Annotated in this window: 17 protein-coding genes; 4 read left to right on the plus strand and 13 right to left on the minus strand. The window is 43.4% G+C overall.

From position 1 onward, the window contains the following. Positions 1-87 precede the first annotated feature (87 nt). The 4 genes from xylE (at position 88) to E5331_RS08635 (ending at position 5,768) form a co-directional block, all read left to right on the plus strand. A complete protein-coding gene (gene xylE / locus E5331_RS08620; protein ID WP_123482124.1) occupies positions 88-1,581 on the plus strand; it encodes a D-xylose transporter XylE in 1,494 nt (497 codons plus the stop codon). A gap of 334 nt (positions 1,582-1,915) precedes the next feature. Beyond that, the gene (locus E5331_RS08625; protein ID WP_135985609.1) at positions 1,916-3,487 is read left to right on the plus strand and encodes an ATP-binding protein; all 1,572 of its coding nucleotides are present in this window, start codon (positions 1,916-1,918) and stop codon (positions 3,485-3,487) included. A gap of 27 nt (positions 3,488-3,514) precedes the next feature. Next, on the plus strand, positions 3,515-4,225 hold the full coding sequence (pgeF, locus tag E5331_RS08630; RefSeq protein ID WP_168355184.1) for a peptidoglycan editing factor PgeF: 711 nt from the start codon (positions 3,515-3,517) through the stop codon (positions 4,223-4,225). Positions 4,226-4,385: 160 nt separating this feature from the next. Beyond that, a complete protein-coding gene (locus E5331_RS08635; RefSeq protein WP_123482121.1) occupies positions 4,386-5,768 on the plus strand; it encodes a C1 family peptidase in 1,383 nt (460 codons plus the stop codon). 378 nt (positions 5,769-6,146) lie between these two features. Here E5331_RS08635 and E5331_RS08640 read toward each other — a convergent pair whose 3' ends face one another. The 13 genes from E5331_RS08640 to E5331_RS08695 all read right to left on the minus strand — a co-directional run bounded on the left by E5331_RS08640 (position 6,147) and on the right by E5331_RS08695 (position 21,733). Continuing rightward, positions 6,147-7,904, minus strand: a complete 1,758-nt coding sequence (locus E5331_RS08640) for a hypothetical protein (RefSeq protein ID WP_123482120.1) — start codon at positions 7,902-7,904, stop codon at positions 6,147-6,149. Beyond that, positions 7,904-8,800, minus strand: a complete 897-nt coding sequence (gene lepB / locus E5331_RS08645; RefSeq protein WP_123482119.1) for a signal peptidase I — start codon at positions 8,798-8,800, stop codon at positions 7,904-7,906. The genes E5331_RS08640 and lepB overlap by 1 nt, the downstream gene beginning before the upstream one ends. A gap of 48 nt (positions 8,801-8,848) precedes the next feature. Further along, a complete protein-coding gene (locus tag E5331_RS08650; protein WP_123482118.1) occupies positions 8,849-9,862 on the minus strand; it encodes a 6-bladed beta-propeller in 1,014 nt (337 codons plus the stop codon). Beyond that, positions 9,862-10,194, minus strand: a complete 333-nt coding sequence (locus E5331_RS08655) for a hypothetical protein (RefSeq protein ID WP_135985607.1) — start codon at positions 10,192-10,194, stop codon at positions 9,862-9,864. Before E5331_RS08655 ends, E5331_RS08650 begins: the two co-directional genes overlap by 1 nt. A 167-nt stretch (positions 10,195-10,361) precedes the next feature. Continuing rightward, positions 10,362-10,931, minus strand: coding sequence for a hypothetical protein (locus E5331_RS08660; protein WP_135985605.1), 570 nt, complete (start codon positions 10,929-10,931; stop codon positions 10,362-10,364). Between the two features lie 17 nt (positions 10,932-10,948). Beyond that, a complete protein-coding gene (locus tag E5331_RS08665) occupies positions 10,949-13,708 on the minus strand; it encodes an RICIN domain-containing protein (RefSeq protein WP_168355186.1) in 2,760 nt (919 codons plus the stop codon). A 130-nt stretch (positions 13,709-13,838) separates the two neighbouring features. Then, positions 13,839-14,993: a 6-bladed beta-propeller gene (locus tag E5331_RS08670; RefSeq protein ID WP_123482114.1), complete on the minus strand. Its 1,155-nt coding sequence runs from the start codon at positions 14,991-14,993 to the stop codon at positions 13,839-13,841. Positions 14,994-15,080: 87 nt separating this feature from the next. After that, on the minus strand, positions 15,081-15,383 hold the full coding sequence (locus E5331_RS08675; RefSeq protein WP_123482113.1) for an NVEALA domain-containing protein: 303 nt from the start codon (positions 15,381-15,383) through the stop codon (positions 15,081-15,083). Positions 15,384-15,484: 101 nt separating this feature from the next. Beyond that, positions 15,485-16,255 (minus strand): MauE/DoxX family redox-associated membrane protein, encoded by a 771-nt coding sequence (locus tag E5331_RS20350; RefSeq protein WP_136903607.1) that lies wholly within the window; start codon positions 16,253-16,255, stop codon positions 15,485-15,487. 73 nt (positions 16,256-16,328) lie between these two features. Next, positions 16,329-16,712 carry a hypothetical protein gene (locus E5331_RS08680; protein WP_123482111.1) on the minus strand — a complete coding sequence of 128 codons (384 nt, stop codon included), beginning with the start codon at positions 16,710-16,712 and terminating at the stop codon, positions 16,329-16,331. 151 nt (positions 16,713-16,863) lie between these two features. Beyond that, positions 16,864-18,717 (minus strand): tetratricopeptide repeat protein, encoded by a 1,854-nt coding sequence (locus tag E5331_RS08685; protein ID WP_136013247.1) that lies wholly within the window; start codon positions 18,715-18,717, stop codon positions 16,864-16,866. A gap of 225 nt (positions 18,718-18,942) precedes the next feature. After that, a complete protein-coding gene (locus E5331_RS08690; protein WP_168355187.1) occupies positions 18,943-20,220 on the minus strand; it encodes a leucine-rich repeat domain-containing protein in 1,278 nt (425 codons plus the stop codon). Positions 20,221-20,224: 4 nt separating this feature from the next. Then, the gene (locus tag E5331_RS08695; protein ID WP_123482108.1) at positions 20,225-21,733 is read right to left on the minus strand and encodes a leucine-rich repeat domain-containing protein; all 1,509 of its coding nucleotides are present in this window, start codon (positions 21,731-21,733) and stop codon (positions 20,225-20,227) included. Positions 21,734-22,177: the final 444 nt, after the last annotated feature.

Genomic DNA, 22,177 nt, shown 5'->3' on the forward strand with positions numbered 1-22,177 from the left:
AAACCATATAAACATTAAACTTAAATAAACTATAAAACTATAAACTATAACCCATAAACCATAACCTACAAACTTAACACATAATATATGAATACTCAAGACAACGGCAGCAAGCTATATCTCTACAGCATTGTCTGCGTGGCAGTGCTCGGTGGGTTGCTGTTCGGCTACGACACCGCCGTGATTTCCGGTGCAGAAAAAGGTCTTCAGGCATTCTTCCTTGGAGCACCCGATTTCGTCTATACCGACATGATACATGGTCTCACCTCCTCCAGCGCATTGATAGGCTGCATTTTGGGCAGCGCGATTTCCGGTCTGCTCGCCTCACGTCTCGGACGAAAGAAATCACTCGCCATCGCCGGAGTGCTCTTCTTCCTATCCGCATTAGGCTCCTATAATCCGGAATTTTTCTTCTTTGACTACGGACAGCCATCGCTCTCACTCCTGGTTGCCTTCAACGTATACCGTATCATAGGCGGTATCGGCGTAGGTCTTGCCTCAGCTATATGCCCGATGTATATAGCCGAGGTAGCACCATCCAACATTCGAGGCACACTCGTGTCGTGGAACCAGTTTGCCATCATATTCGGTCAGCTCGTGGTCTATTTCGTCAACTTCCTGATACTCGGTGATCACACCAACCCAGTGATTGAACGCATCGGCGAGACCCTATATGCCGTGCATCCCTCCTCTGATCCGTGGACGATACAGACAGGCTGGCGCTACATGTTCGGTTCGGAAGGATTCGTGGCGTTGGCATTCACCATCCTCGTATGCTTCGTCCCTGAGTCGCCCCGTTATCTCGCGCTGACCGGCAAGGATACCAAGGCTTTATACGTGCTTACCAAGATCAACGGCTCCAAAGCCAAGGAGATACTCCATGAGATCAAGAATACCGTCACCGTCAAGAGCGAACGACTCTTCTCCTTTGGCGTCATGGTCATCTTCGTCGGCGTTATGCTATCCGTCTTCCAGCAGGCAGTCGGTATCAACGCCGTGCTCTACTATGCCCCGCGTATCTTCGACTCCATGGGCATGGGGAATCCGATGGTGCAGACAGTCATAATGGGCGTGGTCAACATCCTCTTCACCCTCGTGGCAGTATTCACGGTAGAGAAATTAGGACGTAAGCCACTGCTTATATGGGGTTCGTTCGGCATGGCAATAGGTGCATTCGGCGTGGCAATCTCCAATATTGTTGAGGTGCATCCCCTCATGCCCGTCATCTCCATCATGGTCTACTCAGCCGCCTTCATGTTCTCATGGGGACCGATCTGCTGGGTGCTCATCTCCGAGATATTCCCCAACACGATCCGCAGTGCGGCTGTGGCAATAGCCGTTGCATTCCAATGGATCTTCAACTTCATCGTGTCGTCCACGTTCGTGCCGATGTACAACATGCGTGCAGGCGACATGGGTGAGAGTTTCGGACACGTCTTCGTCTACGCCCTCTACGGTGCGATCTGTATCCTTGCTGCATGGTTCGTCTACGCCCTTGTGCCCGAGACCAAGGGCAAGACGCTCGAAGAGATGTCGGCACTCTGGCGCAACCGCGAGAAGAAACACCACAAAATACGTTAATTCTATAATAATTTATAAAATTAATCTGTTATCAATAAGTAGGTGTCAGATAATCTATATCAGATATCTGGCACCTACTTATAAAATTAATATGGAATCAAACGCAATAACTCCCATGCAAAAAGATGTGTTGACTCGGCACTTCCTGTCTAAAATAGACGAAGAAACTGATCGCTTATGGGAAAACGGCATATTAGATCAAAACGCTCTAAATGCTATAAATAACGAAAATCTTCATACATCAAGATAGACATATTGAAGTCGCCTATACTTCACATGAATCAACAACCGTCCGGAACCCAGACAATTGTTACCTCATTAAATATAATCAATTATGGTAGACCATACATCTGAAATAGATAAAAGAATCAGGACATTGATAAATCAAGGAGAATCTTCAGAAGTTGAGTTCAAATCAGCACGTGGGGGATTTCCCGGTAGTTTTTGGGAAAGCTATTCTGCTTTTGCAAATACAAATGGCGGTACAATTGTTTTGGGGGTAGTAGAAAAAAATAATCAATTTTTATTTGATGGACTTACAAAAGAAACCATTATTCGTTATAAAAAGAACTTTTGGGATTGCGCACATAACAAAGGCAAGATAAGTATTTGCCTACCTCGCGAATCTGATGTAAGAATTGAACAAATTGATGATTCATATATCCTAATATTTGATATTCCTCGTGCAAGCTATGAACTTCGTCCGGTATATATCAGTTCCAACCCATTTGGGAATACCTACCGGAGAAATCATGAGGGAGATTATTTATGTACTGATGCAGAAGTAAGACGTATGTTTGCGGATGCAGAACATGACCGTCATCCTCAGGATGGGCGGATCCTTGTAGGATTTGATCTTGAAAGGGATATCGATATAGAATCCCTACATCAATATCGGCAAACATTTGCCAGTTTGCAACCCTCTCATCCTTGGGTAGGCATAAGTGATATTGATTTCTTGAAAAAATTAGGTGGATACGCTACAGAATATGAAACAGGGAAAGAAGGTTTCACCTTAGCAGGAATTCTAATGTTCGGAAAATACGACAGTATCATCAATAATTCAGGCGACCCTATGTATTTTGTAGATTATCGAGAAAAAATTGCTATCGATAATCCCGATGTGAGATGGACAAACCGCATATATCCGGATGGCATGTGGGAAGCCAACCTTTATCAATTCTATGTAAGGGTATACAATCGACTTATACAATCGTTGCCCCGCCCCTTCATGATGAAAGATGGTGTACGTCAAGAAGAAACGCCTGCCCACGATGCCATAAGGGAAGCTCTCATCAACTGTATCATACATCAAGATGTGAATGCTCAAGGCCATATAATTGTGGAGCGCACTGATGAGAACCTTGTCTTTATGAATCCGGGTATGATGCTTGTATCCAAGCAGCAATATTTCAAAGGAGGACGCAGTATTTGCCGCAACCCGATTTTGCAAAAAATGTTCATGCGACTGGGACGCGCAGAGAAAGCCGGTAGCGGTGTGGATAAAATTATAAGCGGTTGGCAATACTTAGGCCTACCTCTCCCTACTGTAGTAGAGACAACACGTCCGGACTATGTGATGTTAACAATGCAAATGACAAAGAAAAACCAACAAGAAAAACCAACAAGAAAAACCAACAAGAAAAACCAACAAGAAAAACCAACAAGAAAAACCAACAAACAGGATTTGAGAAAAAAACAAATCTTAGAATTCTGCGTTGCGCCAAAATCGTTATTTGAAATTTTACAACATTTAGGATTGAAAGATAGGGGAAATCTTATGATGGTATATGTTACTCCCATGATTGATGCAGGATTGTTGAAGATGACAGAGCCGGAGAATCCAACACACCGCAATCAAATGTATGTGACAGTAGACGTAACGAATAAGAATCAACAATCATAGAAGTCGCCTATATTTAGTATGAATGATATGGAAACAAACGATATGAACGCAATGGAGATGTCGGAATTTTTGATCGGATTGGATGTCGGGAAGGGTGCCGTCGGAATCGTATTCCCGACTGTCGAGAATGCAGTGGTGCCAGCCGGTTGTCTGGCTATCGTCACACCCCGTCAGACACACACGGCAAACGTAGCTGTCGTCACAGATACGGCGCAAAGCTATCCCGACACAGATGCCCTCGTCACCCGTCGTCATGACATCGCTCTCGCCGTGCGCACAGCCGACTGCGTGCCCATCCTTCTCCATGCCCCCGACATTCGCGCCGTTGCCGCCGTCCATGCCGGATGGAAAGGAACAGTAGGCAGGATTATAGGCAACGCAATCCGCGTCATGACAGAGATGGGTGCCGAACCACAAAAAATACGTGCTGCCATCGGACCATGTGTATGCGGCGACTGCTACGAAGTGAGCGAAGAACTTGCCATACGCTTTCAGGACGAAGGTCTGGGAGAAGCCGTCATCAGAAGCGACCGATTCAGAAATCCCGACCGTCCGCACATCGACCTTCCACTTGCCAACAGAATCATAATGACAAAACTTGGCATACACCCCTCCCATATATCCGACTGCGGCATCTGCACCTGCCACACCACCCAATACCCCTCTTGGCGACGCGATTCAGGCACTCCCCTACGCCTCCTCACAGCCATACACCTCTCCAATCAACCGCAACAATAAAATTTAACCACTGAGACCTCTTAGACTTCTTAGACCACTGAGACTTCTGATAATTTTTAATTTATCTCATATTTTACCAGCCATTTTATGCGCGTAATCAGGAATTGATTTTGCATATTTATTTTAATTTGTTAATTTTGCGATATCTAACCTTACTAATATGAAGAAACTGATTTTTTCCACATTGCTATGCACTGTAGCCGCCACCGGCTTCTGCGTATCACCTAAAGGTGGTATCGACGATGCGATGATGTCGCGTCTCCGTGAATCATACAAGAATGATGCCAACGACAAGGCTATCTCCAACGCATTGCGCGGCACCGACATCGACATTCTCGCAATAGGTGCCGACGCCAAGAACAATCTTGACGACAACTTCACGTATCGCGTCAAGAGCAAGGGTATCACCAACCAGAAATCATCCGGCCGCTGCTGGCTCTTCACCGGTCTCAACTTCCTCCGCTCGCAGATCATGGCAGAACATGACATGCCGATGATCGAATTTTCTGAAAACTACAACTTCTTCTACGACCAGCTCGAGAAAGCCAACCTCTTTCTTCAGGCTATGATCGACACAGCCAAGGAGCCGGAAGAGAGCCGCACTGTGGAATGGCTCTTCGCTCACCCGATACAGGATGGCGGACAGTTCACCGGTATCGCCGACAACCTCTCGAAATATGGCATAGTGCCGAAAAGCGTGATGGTGGAGACCTACACAAGCTCCAACACGTCGAAGCTCCGCCGTATGCTCTCACGCCGTCTGCGTGAGGATGGTCTGAAACTTCGCCGCATGGCTGCCGACGGTGCCAACGAGAAGACCCTTCTGAAAGAGAAAGAGGTGATGCTTCAGGGTGTCTACCGTATGCTCGCCCTGACTCTCGGCGTTCCTCCCACAGAGTTCACATGGACGCGCAAGGATAAGAACGGCAACGTTGTGAGCCGTAAGACCTACACTCCGCAGGAGTTCTATAAAGAGTTTGCAGGCAACGATCTGAAAAACGACTATGTTATGTTTATGAATGATCCGAGCCGCGAATACTACAAGGTATATGAGATCGACTATGACCGCCACACCTACGACGGACGCAACTGGACATATCTGAACCTCCCCATCGAGGATATCAAGAAGATGGCAATCGAGAGCCTGAAAAACAACCAGATGATGTATTCCTCATGGGATTCCGGCAAGTTCCTCAACCGTGCTGATGCCACCGCCGACCTCAACAACTATGACTATGACTCCCTCTTCGGCATGACGTTCGGCATGAACAAGGCTGACCGTATCCGCACGAAAGACAGTGCATCCACCCACGCGATGACTCTCGTTGCCGTAGATCTTGACGACAATGGCAAACCGGTGAAATGGATGGTAGAGAACAGCTGGGGACCCGGTGCCAACGACGGTCACGTCATCATGACCGACGACTGGGTTAACGAATACCTCTTCCGTCTTGTTGTCAACAAGAAATTCGTTCCCGCCGACATCCTGAAGATGGCCAACCAGAAGCCCATCCAGCTCCCGGCATGGGATCCCTTATTCTGATGCGCTTCGCGCAATGTAACAAGTAAAACATAACAAGTAACAAATAATATGAAATCAAAGGGTTAACACATGTACTAACCCTTTGATTTCATATTACTTACTAAACAAGTCTAATTTCTCAACTTGAGATAATGTTATTTTATCAAAAAGAGCATCGTATTCTCAGCAATTGCGAGAATCATAGAATAAGCCGACACTATACTCATAATCAAAAAAGGTTCTTTTCATCATAGTTTATTGAGATTACGTGGTTTTTATGAATATGTTCGTCATAGAAAAATCAAGAAGTATTGTCTAAACGGATGCTAATAGGTTTAGAAATACTGCAAGGTTATGAAACAAAACAGTAAGATGTTTTCAAATACATATCAAATACTTTCAAATTCGTATCTTCCCGAATTTTATGATCTCCTGTGCCTCCCTTTTCATATCTCTGACGGCAGGGGATGGTATCTTTTCTTTGAATGCCACAACTTTTTTAGCATACTTTAGAGCTTTGCTCCTGTTTCCGGCATCATGATAAAGCATCATGAGCCGATAGAGGGGATAGATCCTGTTAGGCATCGTCTGCCAGGCTTTCAGATACGCCTTTTCAGCTTCCTCAACCGCCCCCATGTCGCGGTAGTTATTGCCTTGAAGCACAAGAAACATGGGGTCGTTGCTGATTCGTGCTCCATTTCGAAGCATATCATTGCTGTCGTTATATCGTTTCTGTTTTGACAACAGCTTTGCAAAATCAAAAAGGAAGCGTTTGTTGTCCAATAGATATGGCATAAGTGCGAAATAATCCTTTGTGAAAGCCTTGTCATCAAAACCGGATATAAGACCATATCCCTTTTCCGCATCAATCCGCTCCTTTATGAACGCGCGGCAGCATAACGAGAGTGTACCTATAAGTACCATTGGTATGACAAAACGTAATGCCATGCAAAATCCTGAATGTTTCCCATTTACAGCATAATGTAATGACAATGAAGTTCCGGCAAATGCCGCCATGACAGCCGCGATAATCTGATATGGCAGCAGTTCGAAAGGATAGGAGAATAGGGAGAAGATGAGAAGGGATAATGCCCCAAGAAACAGTGTCCGGCAATTCTTCCAAAGCCGAACCATCACAACTGATATAAGTGCGGTTGCAAAAATCAATCCCAACGCACCCTGCTCCACACCGACTCTCATCAGATCGTTGAACGCATAATCAATCACATCCACTTTCATGAGGTTTTCTGTATGACTATTCCGACTAAGCCATGCAGTTTCTTCAGCAAAACGATGGAAAAAACTGCCGATACCACTCCCGGTCCAAAGATTAACGGTAAAGCATCTTATCCCGATATAGTTTATGATGCCACGACCATCGGCAGACCCGGACTTGAGGAGGTATAGCCCACATGCTGCTGCCAAAGCAATCCCAGCAAGCATTGACCATTCTCTCCATCCACGGATCCTGCTATGATATTGCATAAGCACACATATTCCCACTGCAAGAAACGCCGCCCTACTCATTGTCAGCACAAGTTGCATGCCAAGCAGTACCAATAGGAAAGCTACCCTATTCTCCATGATTCCGATTCTCTGTTTATTCATAGAGAGAAGAAGGACCATTCCGAGGGCAATATATGCCGAATACGGACCTGGATTGAGAAACGATCCGGTTACGGGATACAGAGGATGGCGGCTTATGTCATACAGCAACTGATAATATCCGATGCTCATTTCAATAACGGCAAAAAATATAAGCATTATGACGATTGCATCACCTTTGATTCTCACAGATGAAAACAGGACTCGAAGGGAAGCATATATTAAGAGCATGAGGGTCGCCCTTATCGCAAATCCGAAAGCGGGATATATCGGCTCGAACCAGAAACGTCCCATTGAATACAGATACCAGCCAAATACAATCCCGTCAATCATAGAAAACTTGACGATATTTCCCTGTTTGATACAAATTATCACGCCTATAACCGTTATGGACGGAATGACAAGACATAGACACTCCTCAATGGCAGAACATCCTGTCTCTACCGGAAATACCGACAGACTTAGCACAGCTACCATGCAAACCAAGACAATCCATGCCATCGGACGGATCGCCATTAGTGTCCTCATTATCTTCTGAATATATTTCTTCATTACTTCGGAGTCTTGAATACCCTGTTCATTCGGTATTTCCCTGTATGTTTGTCAATGGAATAGGATATGTGTGAGACCACACCCACTATATATTCCTCGGGAACCATTCCCCAATAACGGGAGTCATTGGAATTGCCGACATTGTCGCCACACATGAAGTAGTAGTCGTGTGTGAACACATGTGAGTCCAATGCGTTGCCATCAGCCAGAGTGATATCATTCTCCCAATCACAAGTGATGCTCTTTCCTGTCTCCCATTCGAGAATCATTCGGTATAGGCATCCCTCTTTCGCAGTCAGTCTCATATAGTCGCCGTTACGCGGAAGATAGAGGGGTCCAAAATTTTTGATTGTCCATGGGAAATGACCATCGTAAGGGATTGTGGAGAACACTTCCGGAAGAAATATGCTGTCAGGGATATTTGAGAATTCGTCCTGCATACTCTTAATCCCAATTTGCCCCTTGTAATTGCTGTTTAGGAAATATCCGTTGACGATTGACACTGAATCTCCAGGAATACCGATGCAGCGTTTGGCATAGACATTGTTGATTACAAAATTGATTTTCCCGTTGTGGTGCGGAAAATTGAATACCACTATGTCGTTTGGAATTACACCACGTCTTCCCCGGGTTCGCCAGCTTTTTAAATCCATTCCGTTCCTGTCAAAATTAAAATCCGAATAAATCCTTGCCCCCATAATAGTCTTGTCTACAACTATTCTATCACCCGGCAGTAGCGTAGGCATCATTGACTCAGTTGGCGTGATGAACTGGTCTGCAAGAAAAATCCGCATTAACAACCATAATAAATAATAAAGACATGTGAATACAATTGTCAAACAAAAGTATTTGACAATTGTATTCACAGACATGCTCTTATAGTGGTGTAATTTCATTCAGATGATACTTTATTTTTTATACCGTATCATTTTATCTGAAAAGTGTCATTTTAGTGTATAGAACAGAAGGCTTCCATTCTTTTCTCCGGATTCCGATTCAAGATAGCCTATCAATTCATTGCCGTGTTGCCATCTTGGAAAGAAGGGGAACCCTTCCGATGTAGCGTTGACTGTACCATTCTTAATCTGTCCCGTTTTGACATCATAGTAGCAGTATTGTCGCTGATTATCCAGAAGATAGCTCAACAGAACCATGTTTCCGGATATGAAACAATGAGTGGAAATCGCATATTGGGGTAAGTTGCCGACATCAAGAGGTTTCCCTTCAGGAATCATACGTTTCCCGAAGTCATATCTATATGCTGGATGCATCACTCCATCCTCATACATGTATAATGTATTGCCCTTTGAATCAAGCACGAATACATCATCCTGCATACGTTCCATGAACGTGTTTCCCACCCGGTATGAATCAAGTTCACCGACATCTGCAATCGGAATCAGATTGTCAATATGGTTCCCTTTCCTATCTGACATTATCACCATATTTGAATTAGACTTCAGATCAAGGTTGTCGGATAGGATGTTGTCACCGCAGATGAGTATGTTTTGAGCAGGATGATCCAATTGCACGCTCTCCAAGGGTTTTAGATCTGTGTCGTATTTAAGGATGGAAGCGGTGGCCATGTCCAATACGTACAGAGTGTCCTTGTCTGATGTAAGTGCGACAGGAGCGATATACTCGCCAAATCCATGACCTCTTGAGTTGATTCTTTTTGGAGAGATGCCATCTGCCAACGGATATCTTATAATCGATCCATTTTCGTCAAGAATGAAGCACACGGAATCCGTGGCAACCAAATCAACGATATTGCCGATTATGATGGAGTCATTATCCAGAGATATCTCACGGGTAAGTATATCCAAATCAATTTCACTCGGTTCCATGGGGACAGAAGATAGATCAATCTGAATACATGAATTCCCTACAGACTCCTTGCACGAGGTCTGCATGACAATTGGCAATGCAGACACGATAATCAGTATAATATTTTTCATTAGCAACAATTGTTATAACCATGAGCATGGCATGTGCTGGAGTTCCCGGGATATTGGAACATGGGAGAACATGATGCCATACATTTTCCTGTGGGACTACCATTTTTATCAAACTGTGGCATGTGGAACACATAGTAGCCCTTTGGCTCTGGAAGTTCAATATCCTCTGTAAGTGCCTCAATGTTCTCTATAATTAGAGAATTGTAGGTGTTTTTACCATTACTGAATGGGGTTATGCCAAGATAGACTGCGGCTGTCAAGGCAATTGTTGCCATACATGACAATAAAAATTGTTTTCCTTTCATAACTAAATAATTGTGTTGTTTTTTCATTGATGTTGTTATCTTGTTCGGTATATATCATTTCAACCGAGGCAACGTGTAGCTGCATTGTCAATCTAAATCAATCTGTTGTCTCTTTAAAATATTTTTTAATGGTTTTACTTAATTTGGTTATCTCTCACATACAGGAGAAGCAACTTCCTCGCATCTTTCTGATGTCATTTGAGGACTTCACGATAGAACAGTTCATTAATCTTTTCATTTCTTGTCGGATCTCCCACAAGAATCACATTGCTCTGCTCATCAAGGGAGAACGTGTGTAGCAACTTGTTTTCTGGAAGTTCAGGATTCTTTGCTATAAATTCACCCGATACATCTACGATACACCAAAAGGGATATCGCTCATGTCTCATTCTTGTCTTTATCTCTTCCATTCTACCCCTCTGAGGATGTAGCAAAACCAATAGTTCTCCGCCATGAGCCACAAGACTGTCGTTGATATCGTGATAACCCACAAGATGGCTCAAGAAGCATCCGGAACAAGAAGTACTGTCAACATACAATACCAACTTCCTCGTATTTGAAGGAAAATATGTGGAATCTATTCCATCATAAACGGTAATTGCATTTTCAAAATCCAGATTTATTCTCATTCCGTCCATGGCGACAAGCTGCTTTTCCAATGTCCTCTTTGACCTATTGGAAAAGCTGTAGATTCCATAGCCTGCCATACAAATAGCAAAGAATCCAATAACGCTGAAAATCGCTATGTTGTTTTTTAGTTTCATAATATACTGACTTTGTTTTACCACCAAATCTGTTTCATATCCTCGTATGTGAATATTCTTTCCTCCTTACCTTTTGTCAGGTCTCTGACAAGATATAGACCGCCAATCGGGACTTTGGGGAAGACAATACTATTAGAATCAGCTATCTTCTTACCAATTGACACCCATCTATTGTCATCCCAATAGAGCAGTTCATATTGATCATCTATTTCAATACAGTTGCCGTCTGTCCGGGGTATATAACGTATGCGGTCAATTCGCTGAGGTTTATCCAACTTCAAGCCAATCCAATGTCCGTCAGGACTATCCCCTTCAAACCCCGACAGAATATCTCCATCGAATACCTTTTCTTTTTCTTTACCGGCAACTCCGGAAGTGCCGATTATCTCTCCATGCAGTATGTTACCGCACTCTCCGATGAACTCAATCTCATTTATATTGCAATAGGAGTCATTCGGACCGATATATCTTATATAAAGATAAGAGTCATCATCATTGATATTGACATCATACCAATTGCCATTGGTGATTCCTTTGTGCGTATGCAATAAGGAGGCGTCTCTAAACTCAGAATTATCAGATGCCTCAAATCGACCACCCTCCATGCGGTGGTTGAAAGGATCCCGGTAGCTCATAAAGGGATATTTACGCAAAACTGTCATATCCCGGCATTTTACCTTGTCGGCTACTATCTCCCTTATGTTGCCATCGGAATTAATAATAAAAGGATTGCCGAATGGTTTGAGATTCCCATCTTTAAATGTGGCGGCGATATATGCCACGTTCCGTCCCATCAAGCGGAAAGTGGCTTTCCTTCCAGAAATCCTTGCATAATCAATAGGAACCCAATCCTTGTTGTCGAACACGCAGATATAGGCTATCTTGCCATTGACATTAGCGGGCACCGTGCGCGTCACATCCGTCACCGGGCAATACTCTTCAGTGACATCAATGAAGTCAGCGTTGCGGAACAATCTCGGCACATCCTTCTCTCCTTTTAGATCATCCGCGATTTTTCTGTTTAATTGAAACTGATGACGGTAAACCTTCGGCTTCACATAATCACGTACAAAATATACAGAATCTCCTGGAGCAAAACCATTATGGAAGAGGGTGGATGTCCCGTCCGGATTGATCAGCACGCTCCAAGTATGCCCCTGGTTGCGGTTGCCATAGTTGGGCGTGAAGTCAATAGCCGCAGGTATGCCTAAATAACGGCATAGACTTACTGTAAAACTTGCCTCGCACACGCAATGACCTGTCTTCGCTTTGATCAATGATGCTGTCTTCGGTGGGATCGGTCCCTTGAATTTCATCCACTCGAATTGTCCTATCCTGTCGTACACTTTCATTGCTTCGGCAATGGCACTTCCAAATTGATAATGGGGATTCGGAATGGTGTTTGCCCCACAAATCTCCATATCCCATTTTTGCGTCTCCTTGTCGGCAAACGGAGTTTGTATCAGGATCTCGTCACCATCCTCATTTGTGGCGGATTCAAGGAAAAGTCCACTGTCCTTACCCATTATCTTGAAAGTGCCCATGCCGCACGGTATAATTATCCATCTCTGATGAAATCCGCCTTGATAATGATACTGGCTCATCGGTGCGCCAACGTCAGTACTGCAATATCTCGCCTCAATACACAAATCCATAGAGTCTCTGCGGAACGACGATATGCTCCAGCATTGTTCTCCCTTGAAATCAAAACGCAACATAGGGCTGCTGTCGGTCTTTTCTTCAAGCGGAAGAAGCCGTATCAGATTCAGAAGAGACTTTTGCACCGTGTCAAATGTGATGTAATTACCTGTCGCGGCATTTCTTATGCGGTAAAGCGATGATGTGAAATCTTTTGATTTATCTGATTTGATTGGCTCGATAGCCGACACCATGATTCTGTCCAGAAGTATTCTGCCGGATTTATATTTGATTGTCAACGTGTTTTCTCCTGCCTGCAAATCAATCGGAATACCGAAACGAGAGTCGCGTAATTCCTGCATGAACACTGTGGGTTGCAGCCGACTGTCAATGACATGTCTACCGTTGACAATTACACTTATTTCCGGATTCTCGGAAACAGAGGCATATCTCAACCATATCTGTTTGTTTGCATTTAGCGGAGACGACAGTTGGAAACTAACTTCAGCATCACTGTTGTCAAGATCAACAATCTTTCTCTGGGATGCATTTTCAAGAGACTGCTCTCTGCATCCGCGTAAATCTGCATCTTCTGCCTCATAGTACATTCCTCTTCTGCTGATAACGAAATCTGATGAGAGATAAGGGAAACATCTTTCAATCTCTTCTCTCCAGTCACTTGGTTGTTCTTGAGTGAGACGATAAGGCAGGACATAGTTAAAAAACAGTGATTTGTCATACGTCTCATGCCAAGGAGTATTCTTCCACGTCTCAAAAGCATCATTGATTGCTTTTATAAGGTAGTCAGCCGTCAGTGATCTTATGTCGGTGATGACTCTTGCTGATTTTAAATCTAAATTTTCCGTAATAGCTGCCAACACACTGTCTCTCTTCTGAACGGGATACTTTGCCATTTCCAGATATATGGAGTCATACTGTTCGACTACATCTCCGGAATATGAATAATGGTAGGGCATATTACTTATAAGAAACTGCGCTGCCTCATACTTCAGCGGATCAAGGTCATTGCGGAAGTATTCGAGCACTTTCTCCATTTCGCCACGGTTTTCTCCAGCCTTATCAAGTGCAAAGTCCAAACCACTTTCGCATGACACTAATGAAAATATTGATAATGTCATGCTAAAAGCAATTAATCTTATATAAGACATGCTTTGCTTCATAGTAATATTTTTGATAATAATGAATTGGTTATATTAATGTTTCCGCAATCTCTATTTATACTGTCATCTACTGAATGACTTTCATTTTTTAGTCAATCTTCATTCTATATCGCAACAAAACTGCGCCGTCATTACGGATAATTGAATCGGCAACGAGCGGAGGACGGTTAAAACCCATATCTAACTGACCATCCAGAAACTCTCCTCCGAAATTATATACAATATAAAAACTGTTGCCATACGCATCATCAGGCGCAATCATATTATTATGCATTGAGATATTGTCATTAAAATACAGTTTGCCCGACTTTTCATCGTATATACAAGGCTCTGCCGTATCTTCATCCTTTACTGAAAGGCATATATACTTTCCTGCCATCATAGGCGTTGTGGTTAGAAATTGCCACCGCTTTTCTACCACATAATCCCTTGCCTTTGATTTATCCATTTCTGCTATCTCTATATTATTGAATGGTCGGGCAGTGTTAACCGACACGTTGCCGATAAAGTTCCCGTCTTTGGCAGAGATCTTTGAGAATCCGTTGTATCCGGTCGATGAATATATAATAACCGAATCATTGTCAGAGAGGAATCGTCCCATTCCAATCTTGTCTCTATGGTTATCATACGGATAGATTGAATGCTTTATTCTGAAAGAACTGTCAGCGATATATAACCGATTACCGTCTGAATTCTCTATTTGGTTCACTCCCTCCATTGGCAACTCTGCAAGAATGAAACCACCGTTATCCAATGGGCGAATAGCCCCGATGACGATAGGGGCATTATAGCTTCTTTTGAACATGCCGTTGTCGGAGCCATACTCATTTATCTTTTTCCCGAAGTTGTCAACAATAAATACCGATGAGTCTGTAACCGCGATACAAGCAATCTCAAGATACTCTTGTTGCGCATGTCCCATTGAGTGTAATGTGAATAGCTGATTCCCATCCTTAGAATATGCATGCAATTTGTTTCTCCTTCTATCAAGAATATATATCCCTTGGTCGGTTACCTGTAGTTCGTCAATGCCGGATATGGGATTCTCTATCGAGCCATGCAATGGAATAAATTCCACGGAATCAACAATTGTGGATATTGTATTAGCCTGATCAGGATGTGAATAATCAATCTCATATAAAGTGGTCAAATCTGTACCATTGCCCTTCTTAGTATTATTGCAAGATACAAAAACAACGGAAACAATCCCTGTGACAAGTGTAATTGCTGATGATTTTTTCATTTCTAATACGAAGGATTAAACGTGGAAAATTGGCAAGAAAATTCTTGCCAATTTTCAGGTTGATAATAGGCTTCATTGTATTTCTGTTTATCCATGAAGATTGCAACGACGACTATTGCATCCCTTTCCTCCACCACCGCATGTTATTACAATGAAGGTGCATTTTTTGCCATCCTTTAATCTGGCACCACATTCAAAACTGTCAGTTTCTATACCATCTGGATATTCCCATTGTGTTGTAATCTCATCTTCAGATAGAGCCTCAACGTTCTGCATTAACAATTGAGTACTATGACCCTCTTGTTGGGAAAGAGTCTTAATGCCGTGATAGCCAAAGACAGTCAAAAATAAAACTGCCGTTAGAGGCAACAATAACTTTTTCTGTTTCATTTTTAGAGATTTAGTTAATCATTACTTGATGTGATAGATTCATTATCCGATTATATTTCATTGTCATGTGTACATTCTGTGGTATGTGAAGGAAATGTGTCCTATGTTATAGTAAAAGCACCACCTATTTCATGAATCAGATATTCAATCTGAATACTATATGATACAAAGATTACCGATAACCCTATAACCAGACTCTTGGTGGTCAAACGCTGAGTATAATATTTACGCTCAGACATTTCAATTGTAAATGAAATAACACATATTACAACATAGAGTAATATGTAGGTTGATTGACCGATAATGTGCATAAATATCATGGAGAACACTATCGGTAATGCTGACGCAGCTATTATGAGAGATAGTTTTCGCATACTGACGGCAGAACATAGTTCCTGTCTTGGCGATATCAAAGCCGTATGCAGGCTTAAACCAACACATGCCAATAGAAGAGCGAGATTCTTATAAAAAGAATGAGCAGGATTAAGATGGATAAATTCTCCAAAGCAGCCGCATGATTCGATTCCTCCGTATGTATCCGTAAGGTTTGTATACGTTATGTAAGCGAACACGGACATAACCATTGGATACACCCAATGGAAACGAATAAATAACATTCGGATAAGTGCAACATACCCTAACGCCATTTCCCCAATACATATACAAGCAGCAATCACATAGCTACAATCGGCACTTATCCCCCAAAGACCGAGGAATGCCCCTACGGTTTGACTGAAAGCATCGATATTGACACCTTTCAGCATACCCGAAGCAATAAACGTAAGGGATATGACACAACGTACACATGAGCATATAATTATCCCTGTGTATCGTTCATATTTTTCAGTATTTAATGCTGACCCTGTTATCATATCCGGTTTATTGTTCAAGATGAATATTCAGTAAAATACACCCTGTTTTGCAAATTCTCATTTAAATGACTTCTTAAAGATATAGGTAGCCTTTAAGGGTCTTATCAATTGTGATTACTTTTAGTATATAGACTCCGTTTTGAAGAGATTTAATAGTCTCTACAAAAACAGTTTCATCGGATGATACGGTTATTGCGTATCTTCCTCCTTCATCCCAAAGTTCGTATGCGAGAACATCTTCAGAGAGTCCGTTTTCATCAATAATGATAGTGCTCGATTCGAAGTCAATACGGCATAAAATCGGTCGTGGTGATTTTCTATGACCATAGTTATTATGCTGCTCATGTTCACTATTGTATAAATTCACATCAATAGAATCGACAGGCTGTCCGAAGATCTCTAAAGAATAAGAGATGCAAAAGAAAAATAATAAAATAGATGCAAAGGACTTTTTCATGATGCGTGTCTTTTTGTCAGTTAATTTTTGTATCGCAAAGTTAAGTAGAAAGAGAATAAAGGTATATATAAAGGTGTACGATTTTTGTGCGATTTTTATATCCCGGCATAAAATCGCACAAAAATCGCACTGTTTTGAAGTAGTAATATGGTTATAATGACTTGATTAGATCGTCAAAGGTTTTTGCGCCCAGATTCACCCCGAATATTTTCCGGCAGAGTGATCCACGGTGGGATGAGAGGGTACCTTTCGACTTTCCAAGAAGGATTGCCATGTCGGAAGGGGAGACATGGCATTTTATAAGAAGGCAGATATGGAGATAGCGAGGCTTGATAGGTTCGCCGGTAAGGAGCTGGAGATGATAATGGAAATTAGGGGAAACGGAGATTACCAACGATTCAAGTTTACCCCATAATTTACTATTTTCAGTGATTACCTTCTTGCAGGCTATCATTTTTTGCATCTCTGCATACGCTTCAGATTGCAATATCACTGGAGATATGTTTGCTGCCATTCCACTGTCAATAAACTTCAAAATCTCATCAAGAAGTTTTTTCCGCAGTTCATCCTTTGAATTTGAACTAACAATCGGAATCATATTCCGGTCCTCATTGTCAATCGGAAGCCCTTCCGGTGCCGGCTCGTCAACATTATCAGACTTTTCAGGTCTTTCATTCTCTGTATCGGCAGTCCTTTCAGCAGAATACATATCTATGGATGAGGTTGCCTGTTGTTCACAAGGCGTAGAATATGTCCGGTTGACCAGAGTTTCAGCTGTCTTACCGGTATTCAGTAGCTGCACATTCTTCAAGGAATATTTCATCTGCAGTATTTTATTCTTGTATCGATATCTCATATATATCAAAACCGCGCTTAAAACGGACAATGCAGTGATAAGACACATCACAACATACCATAGCAACTTCCTTGAATGCTCGGCTTTCTCCTTTGCACGAACATGCTGCTGATAGTTGAAGTTTGATACTTGGATTAACGACTGGTCTTTTGCATGTCGGTCTATAAAATTCTCCATTACGTTGCGATACCGCAAGGCGTATGCGGACAGAGAGTCATAAGGGAGTTTCTCCATGATTCCCGGAGAAAACATCAGGGAATAACCGGTTTTCAGGTTATTGTCTGCAGGATCGCTTATCAGCTGCCGGGCATACATATATGCCGTATCGAAATATCCCGACCTATAATATATACGTGCGGCTATTGCTGTGGGATAACTCTTAAAAGCAGAGTCACATTTCTCAGGTACGCCCCTTATCTGATTTAAGGCGACCGACAGATTCCCATTCTCAAGTAAGGCATGCGCAAGATGTGCCTTCAATTCACTTCTTTTACTCTCAGACAGATTCTCACTTGAGATTAATGCCCGATTGAAATAAAATTGAGCACTATCTATTTCTTTTAAATCAAGATACGCACTTCCAAGAAATTGATAATCAATAGTGGTGTAATAGGCATTACCTTCAATTGAATCCAACTTTATGGTTTCCCTGAAATATGGTATGGCTTGGCGGTATAATCGCAGCTCCTGCAATATCCATGCATACTGACCAATAATCATTCCTCGCAAATGAACATTCTCAGGAGTATCCTCAAGCATATCAAGAGCTTTGTGGAAATAGTCAATTGATTGGGGGTAGTCGCCCATATCGCAATAGACGCGTCCGGCATAGTAGAGCACCTCCGGATAGTTCGCCTCATTCCGGTGCGAGGAATAGTATTCCACAAGTCGGAGTATGACGGAATCCGACGTATGAAGCACCATACATTTGTCGTTCGCCTTTATTTTCAGAAGGTCATGGAGGTGACGGTCTTTCACCGAGAGTGATCTCGGATTTATTGAATCCAACTTTCTGCGTACAAGTTCAGGAGACTCGTCCACGATTCCCTTGACTGCCTCAAGACGCGCGTCAGGATGACTTGACCCGCAAGAATTGAACCAAATCATACAAGAGACCACCACAAGTATAAAATCTAAAATATATCTCATATCTGCTACTGATTGAATTCGTATTCGAGGAGAAGGAAATCGCGTAACGACATGTGTCGGATTCCCTTGTAGGTATTGGGGAAGGTGGAATCAAGAGAAATCACGTATTTGGGGATATGATAGTTTTCATTACGATTAAAACTTTCGGCAAATATACGAAAAGTTTTAATCGTAATGAAAACTTTTGGCAAAATCTACAAAAGTTTTAATCGTAATGAAATTTGTTTATAGTGGGAGTATTCTGCCCTTAGGATATTGCGGGAGAGGCTCAGCCATATAGGGAAGAGCCTTTTTGTATTCTTCAACTGATGCGGCAGGCACCTTCACACATCCCTTGAAAAGATCGAGGCGCACGATCAGATCACCCTCGAATAACGGGGGCTCTTCCCCAAGGAAGGTGATGCAGGTCAGCTTTTCGGGAAAAGTGAAGATTTCCTCTCCGATGCTTTTCAGCGATGCAGGAAAGGTTATTGCCATGAGGGCATCACAGCATCCAAAAGCCTCGTTGCCAATCCGTTCCAATCCCTCATTCAGAATTATGCTCTTCATGCTGCCGCAATTATAGAAGCATTTGTCTCCAACTCTTTTTATGGAAGGGGGCAATACAATTCCCTCCTCCGCCCGGCATACGCAGAATGCATAGTCATCCAGCTCGCTTACACTGTCGGGGATTGAGTATGATTGTGCCACAGGTAGGTGGGCACACAGGTGGTCTCCGCAGATAATCGCGCGCCCTTCATGCACAAATTTACCTTCGAGGTCTACGCTGCCTCGTCCGGCAATCGGGTTAGCTCCTACTTTCTCCACCGATTGCGGAATGTGGAGTTTCTTGATTCTTGTGCCATAGAAAGCCAGATCGCCGATACTGCGCACATTATCATGCAGTATGACTTCGGTGGGACCGAGGGGTGGGTAGTTGCGGTACCAGTTGTCGTCGCGTGCCGATGATGAAAAGGCCTTATCGCCAATTCTCTCCATATTGGCGGGAATGGAGAATGATTCACCCTCACCGAAATACGCGATAAGCGTGCCATTGTATACAATTGTATTCCCTTCTACAAATTTGCCTTCCACTGATCTTACCCAAGAACAGTCGGCGAAGGCACCTTCACCGATCTCTGCCACACCTTTGCCAATTTTGATCTTGTTGAGCTTGATGCAGCCACAGAATGCACGCTTGCCAATGTGTGTCACCTTATTGGGTATGGTGAGGGTCTTTATATGTTCCAGTTTGGCAAACGCTTCGTCACCTATGTATTCCAGATTTGAGGGGAGTTTGAGAGATCGGAGTCGGGTGACGTCTTTAAAAGCCTTCGCCCCGATGCGACGCAGGCTTGCGGGTAGCACGATTTTAGTGACGGAGAACAATTCTTTTTTCACTCCGGCGAAAGCACCGTCGGCCACCTCAGTCACGCCTTCCGGTATTTCAAGAGAAAAGCATGCTTTGCCATCTGTGGCAAAGGCTTTTATCAATTTTCCATCAATAATGTCTAACTCTATCATAATCTTACCTCTCCCACACATGGATTTTGTCGGAAAACTCGGGATATGCGTTACGGTATGCTTCGAGCGCCTCCTCAGGCACGTAGATGGCATTGATACGCATACCGGTAGTATCGATCTTGGGAGGAGTGACGGGTTCGAACCAGTAGGTATTTGCAGATGCAGAGTAAGCAGCTGTAGAGAAAAATGCATGGTAGCCGATCTCCTTGACATTGGCGGGGATGATGACGCCATCTCTGAACATGTCTGATCGCATTACGCTTTGTTCAAATGCCATCTCACCGATGATTTCAAGATTTTTCGGGAGCGCATCTACAGGGAGACACATGTTGCTGCAATACGCGAACGCCTTGCTACCGATGACGGTTACGCAGTCGGGGAAGGTCACGCCACTAATTTCTCCAAGATAGCATGCCATCGGTGCAATTTCTGTGACATTTTCAGGAATATTCAACGTGAAAGAGCGATTGCCGGCACCCGCCAACAGGGTATTCCCCTCTACCAGCGCGCTGCCGTCGGCAGTTGCGAATTTTCCGGAGAATTTTTCAATTATAGTAGTTGAGAAAGCTCCGTACTCAATGGTTGTCACGCTCTCCGGCACCTCAATTTCGGTGATGGAGGAGCGTTGAAAAGCGCCGGTACCAATGCTTTCCAATGAGGATGGCAGAGTTACCGAGGTCAAGTTCTTGGCATCAAACAGGGCATCGCTGCCGATGCGCTTGACGCCTTCAGGTATTTCCAGATGGGATTCTTTTGATGCTGCCGTATATGCGAGCAATGTGCCGTCAAAGATAAGCATGCGTTTGTCGGCGGATGCACCTCTACCATCGATTGTCGCCAGCAAATGACATCGACTGACTACTCTCTCTCCTATTCGCTCCACACTCTTCCCAATCTTTATCTTTTTAAGTTTGGAGCAATCGGAAAATGCTTCCACTCCGATGCTGGTGACCGAGTCGGGGATTGTGGCAGTGCCAAGCGCGGTGTTAGAGAAGGCATAGTCCCCAATCTTCTCCAGACCCTTCGGCAGTTTGACAGATGTGAGATGGGTGCAGCCTCTAAACGCTTCTTTCCCGATCTCTTTAAGGGTAGATGGTAAGATGATTTTTTTTGCCCAGAATCCGGATAAAGCCCCTGGTGCGATAGCCGTCATCCCTTCCGGCACACTCACCTCACCGGAATTATAAGAGTCAAAATGCTTGATGAGTACATTGTCAATGATAAGCATGTTGTCTACCAGCAGCTTACTCTTTAGCTTACAAATACCGTCAAAGGTCTCCGGATGGATCGTCTCTACCGAGTCGGGGAGTTCAATATAGTGGAGGAAGAGATCCTCTTCAATGCCCTTGTTTGTGTCAAAGAACGCATGTGCACCGATGGCTGTGACAGGGGTCTCAAACTCATAAGTGGCGGTGTTTTCACCGACAACTTCAGACTTTAATACAGCGTCAAACGCCTCGCGATTGATGCGAGGCTTGGAAAATGGGCCGAATCCAATCTTGATTTCATTCATAGTTGGCTTTGCTGTTAAGAAGTTTATGTAAACACTTGTCGCCTGATCCACAGACGAGATATCCGAAAGGATAGTTTACTGGCTTTTTAGCAGTCGCCGATAAAAACTCAATCTATTTGATTCCGGTCTTTGCAAAAAGACTTGACTTGCAGAAAGAATCCAACAGGCACACACGGTGGTAAAAACCACAAAAAATGCACCGCTCATCGGCGATATGCGATGAAGCCAGATTCTGCAAGACGGGACGCAGAGTATGTCATGGTTTTGGGGAAGAAGAGCCGTCCCATCACTTTCAGTCCATCGTGCAGACCGAATTGCCAAGGTGATGTAATCTTCCCTCCATAAGGAGCAATCTATGTATAGAGACAGACTGCTCCTGAGGATTGCATTGCAAATTTAAGAAAAAACTTTTTCGAAACCAAATGTTACCGTCACTTTTCCGGG

The organism is Lepagella muris, assembly GCF_004793975.1.
GTDB lineage: Bacteria > Bacteroidota > Bacteroidia > Bacteroidales > Muribaculaceae > Lepagella > Lepagella muris.

Bases quoted from the DNA above. Each gene is read 5' to 3' on its own strand.
- xylE (WP_123482124.1), top strand. From the start codon at position 88: ATGAATACTCAAGACAACGGCAGCAAGCTATATCTCTACAGCATTGTC.
- E5331_RS08625 (WP_135985609.1), top strand. From the start codon at position 1,916: ATGGTAGACCATACATCTGAAATAGATAAAAGAATCAGGACATTGATA.
- pgeF (WP_168355184.1), top strand. From the start codon at position 3,515: ATGGAAACAAACGATATGAACGCAATGGAGATGTCGGAATTTTTGATC.
- E5331_RS08635 (WP_123482121.1), top strand. From the start codon at position 4,386: ATGAAGAAACTGATTTTTTCCACATTGCTATGCACTGTAGCCGCCACC.
- E5331_RS08640 (WP_123482120.1), bottom strand. From the start codon at position 7,904: ATGAAGAAATATATTCAGAAGATAATGAGGACACTAATGGCGATCCGT.
- lepB (WP_123482119.1), bottom strand. From the start codon at position 8,800: ATGAAATTACACCACTATAAGAGCATGTCTGTGAATACAATTGTCAAA.
- E5331_RS08650 (WP_123482118.1), bottom strand. From the start codon at position 9,862: ATGAAAAATATTATACTGATTATCGTGTCTGCATTGCCAATTGTCATG.
- E5331_RS08655 (WP_135985607.1), bottom strand. From the start codon at position 10,194: ATGAAAAAACAACACAATTATTTAGTTATGAAAGGAAAACAATTTTTA.
- E5331_RS08660 (WP_135985605.1), bottom strand. From the start codon at position 10,931: ATGAAACTAAAAAACAACATAGCGATTTTCAGCGTTATTGGATTCTTT.
- E5331_RS08665 (WP_168355186.1), bottom strand. From the start codon at position 13,708: ATGACATTATCAATATTTTCATTAGTGTCATGCGAAAGTGGTTTGGAC.
- E5331_RS08670 (WP_123482114.1), bottom strand. From the start codon at position 14,993: ATGAAAAAATCATCAGCAATTACACTTGTCACAGGGATTGTTTCCGTT.
- E5331_RS08675 (WP_123482113.1), bottom strand. From the start codon at position 15,383: ATGAAACAGAAAAAGTTATTGTTGCCTCTAACGGCAGTTTTATTTTTG.
- E5331_RS20350 (WP_136903607.1), bottom strand. From the start codon at position 16,255: ATGATAACAGGGTCAGCATTAAATACTGAAAAATATGAACGATACACA.
- E5331_RS08680 (WP_123482111.1), bottom strand. From the start codon at position 16,712: ATGAAAAAGTCCTTTGCATCTATTTTATTATTTTTCTTTTGCATCTCT.
- E5331_RS08685 (WP_136013247.1), bottom strand. From the start codon at position 18,717: ATGAGATATATTTTAGATTTTATACTTGTGGTGGTCTCTTGTATGATT.
- E5331_RS08690 (WP_168355187.1), bottom strand. From the start codon at position 20,220: ATGATAGAGTTAGACATTATTGATGGAAAATTGATAAAAGCCTTTGCC.
- E5331_RS08695 (WP_123482108.1), bottom strand. From the start codon at position 21,733: ATGAATGAAATCAAGATTGGATTCGGCCCATTTTCCAAGCCTCGCATC.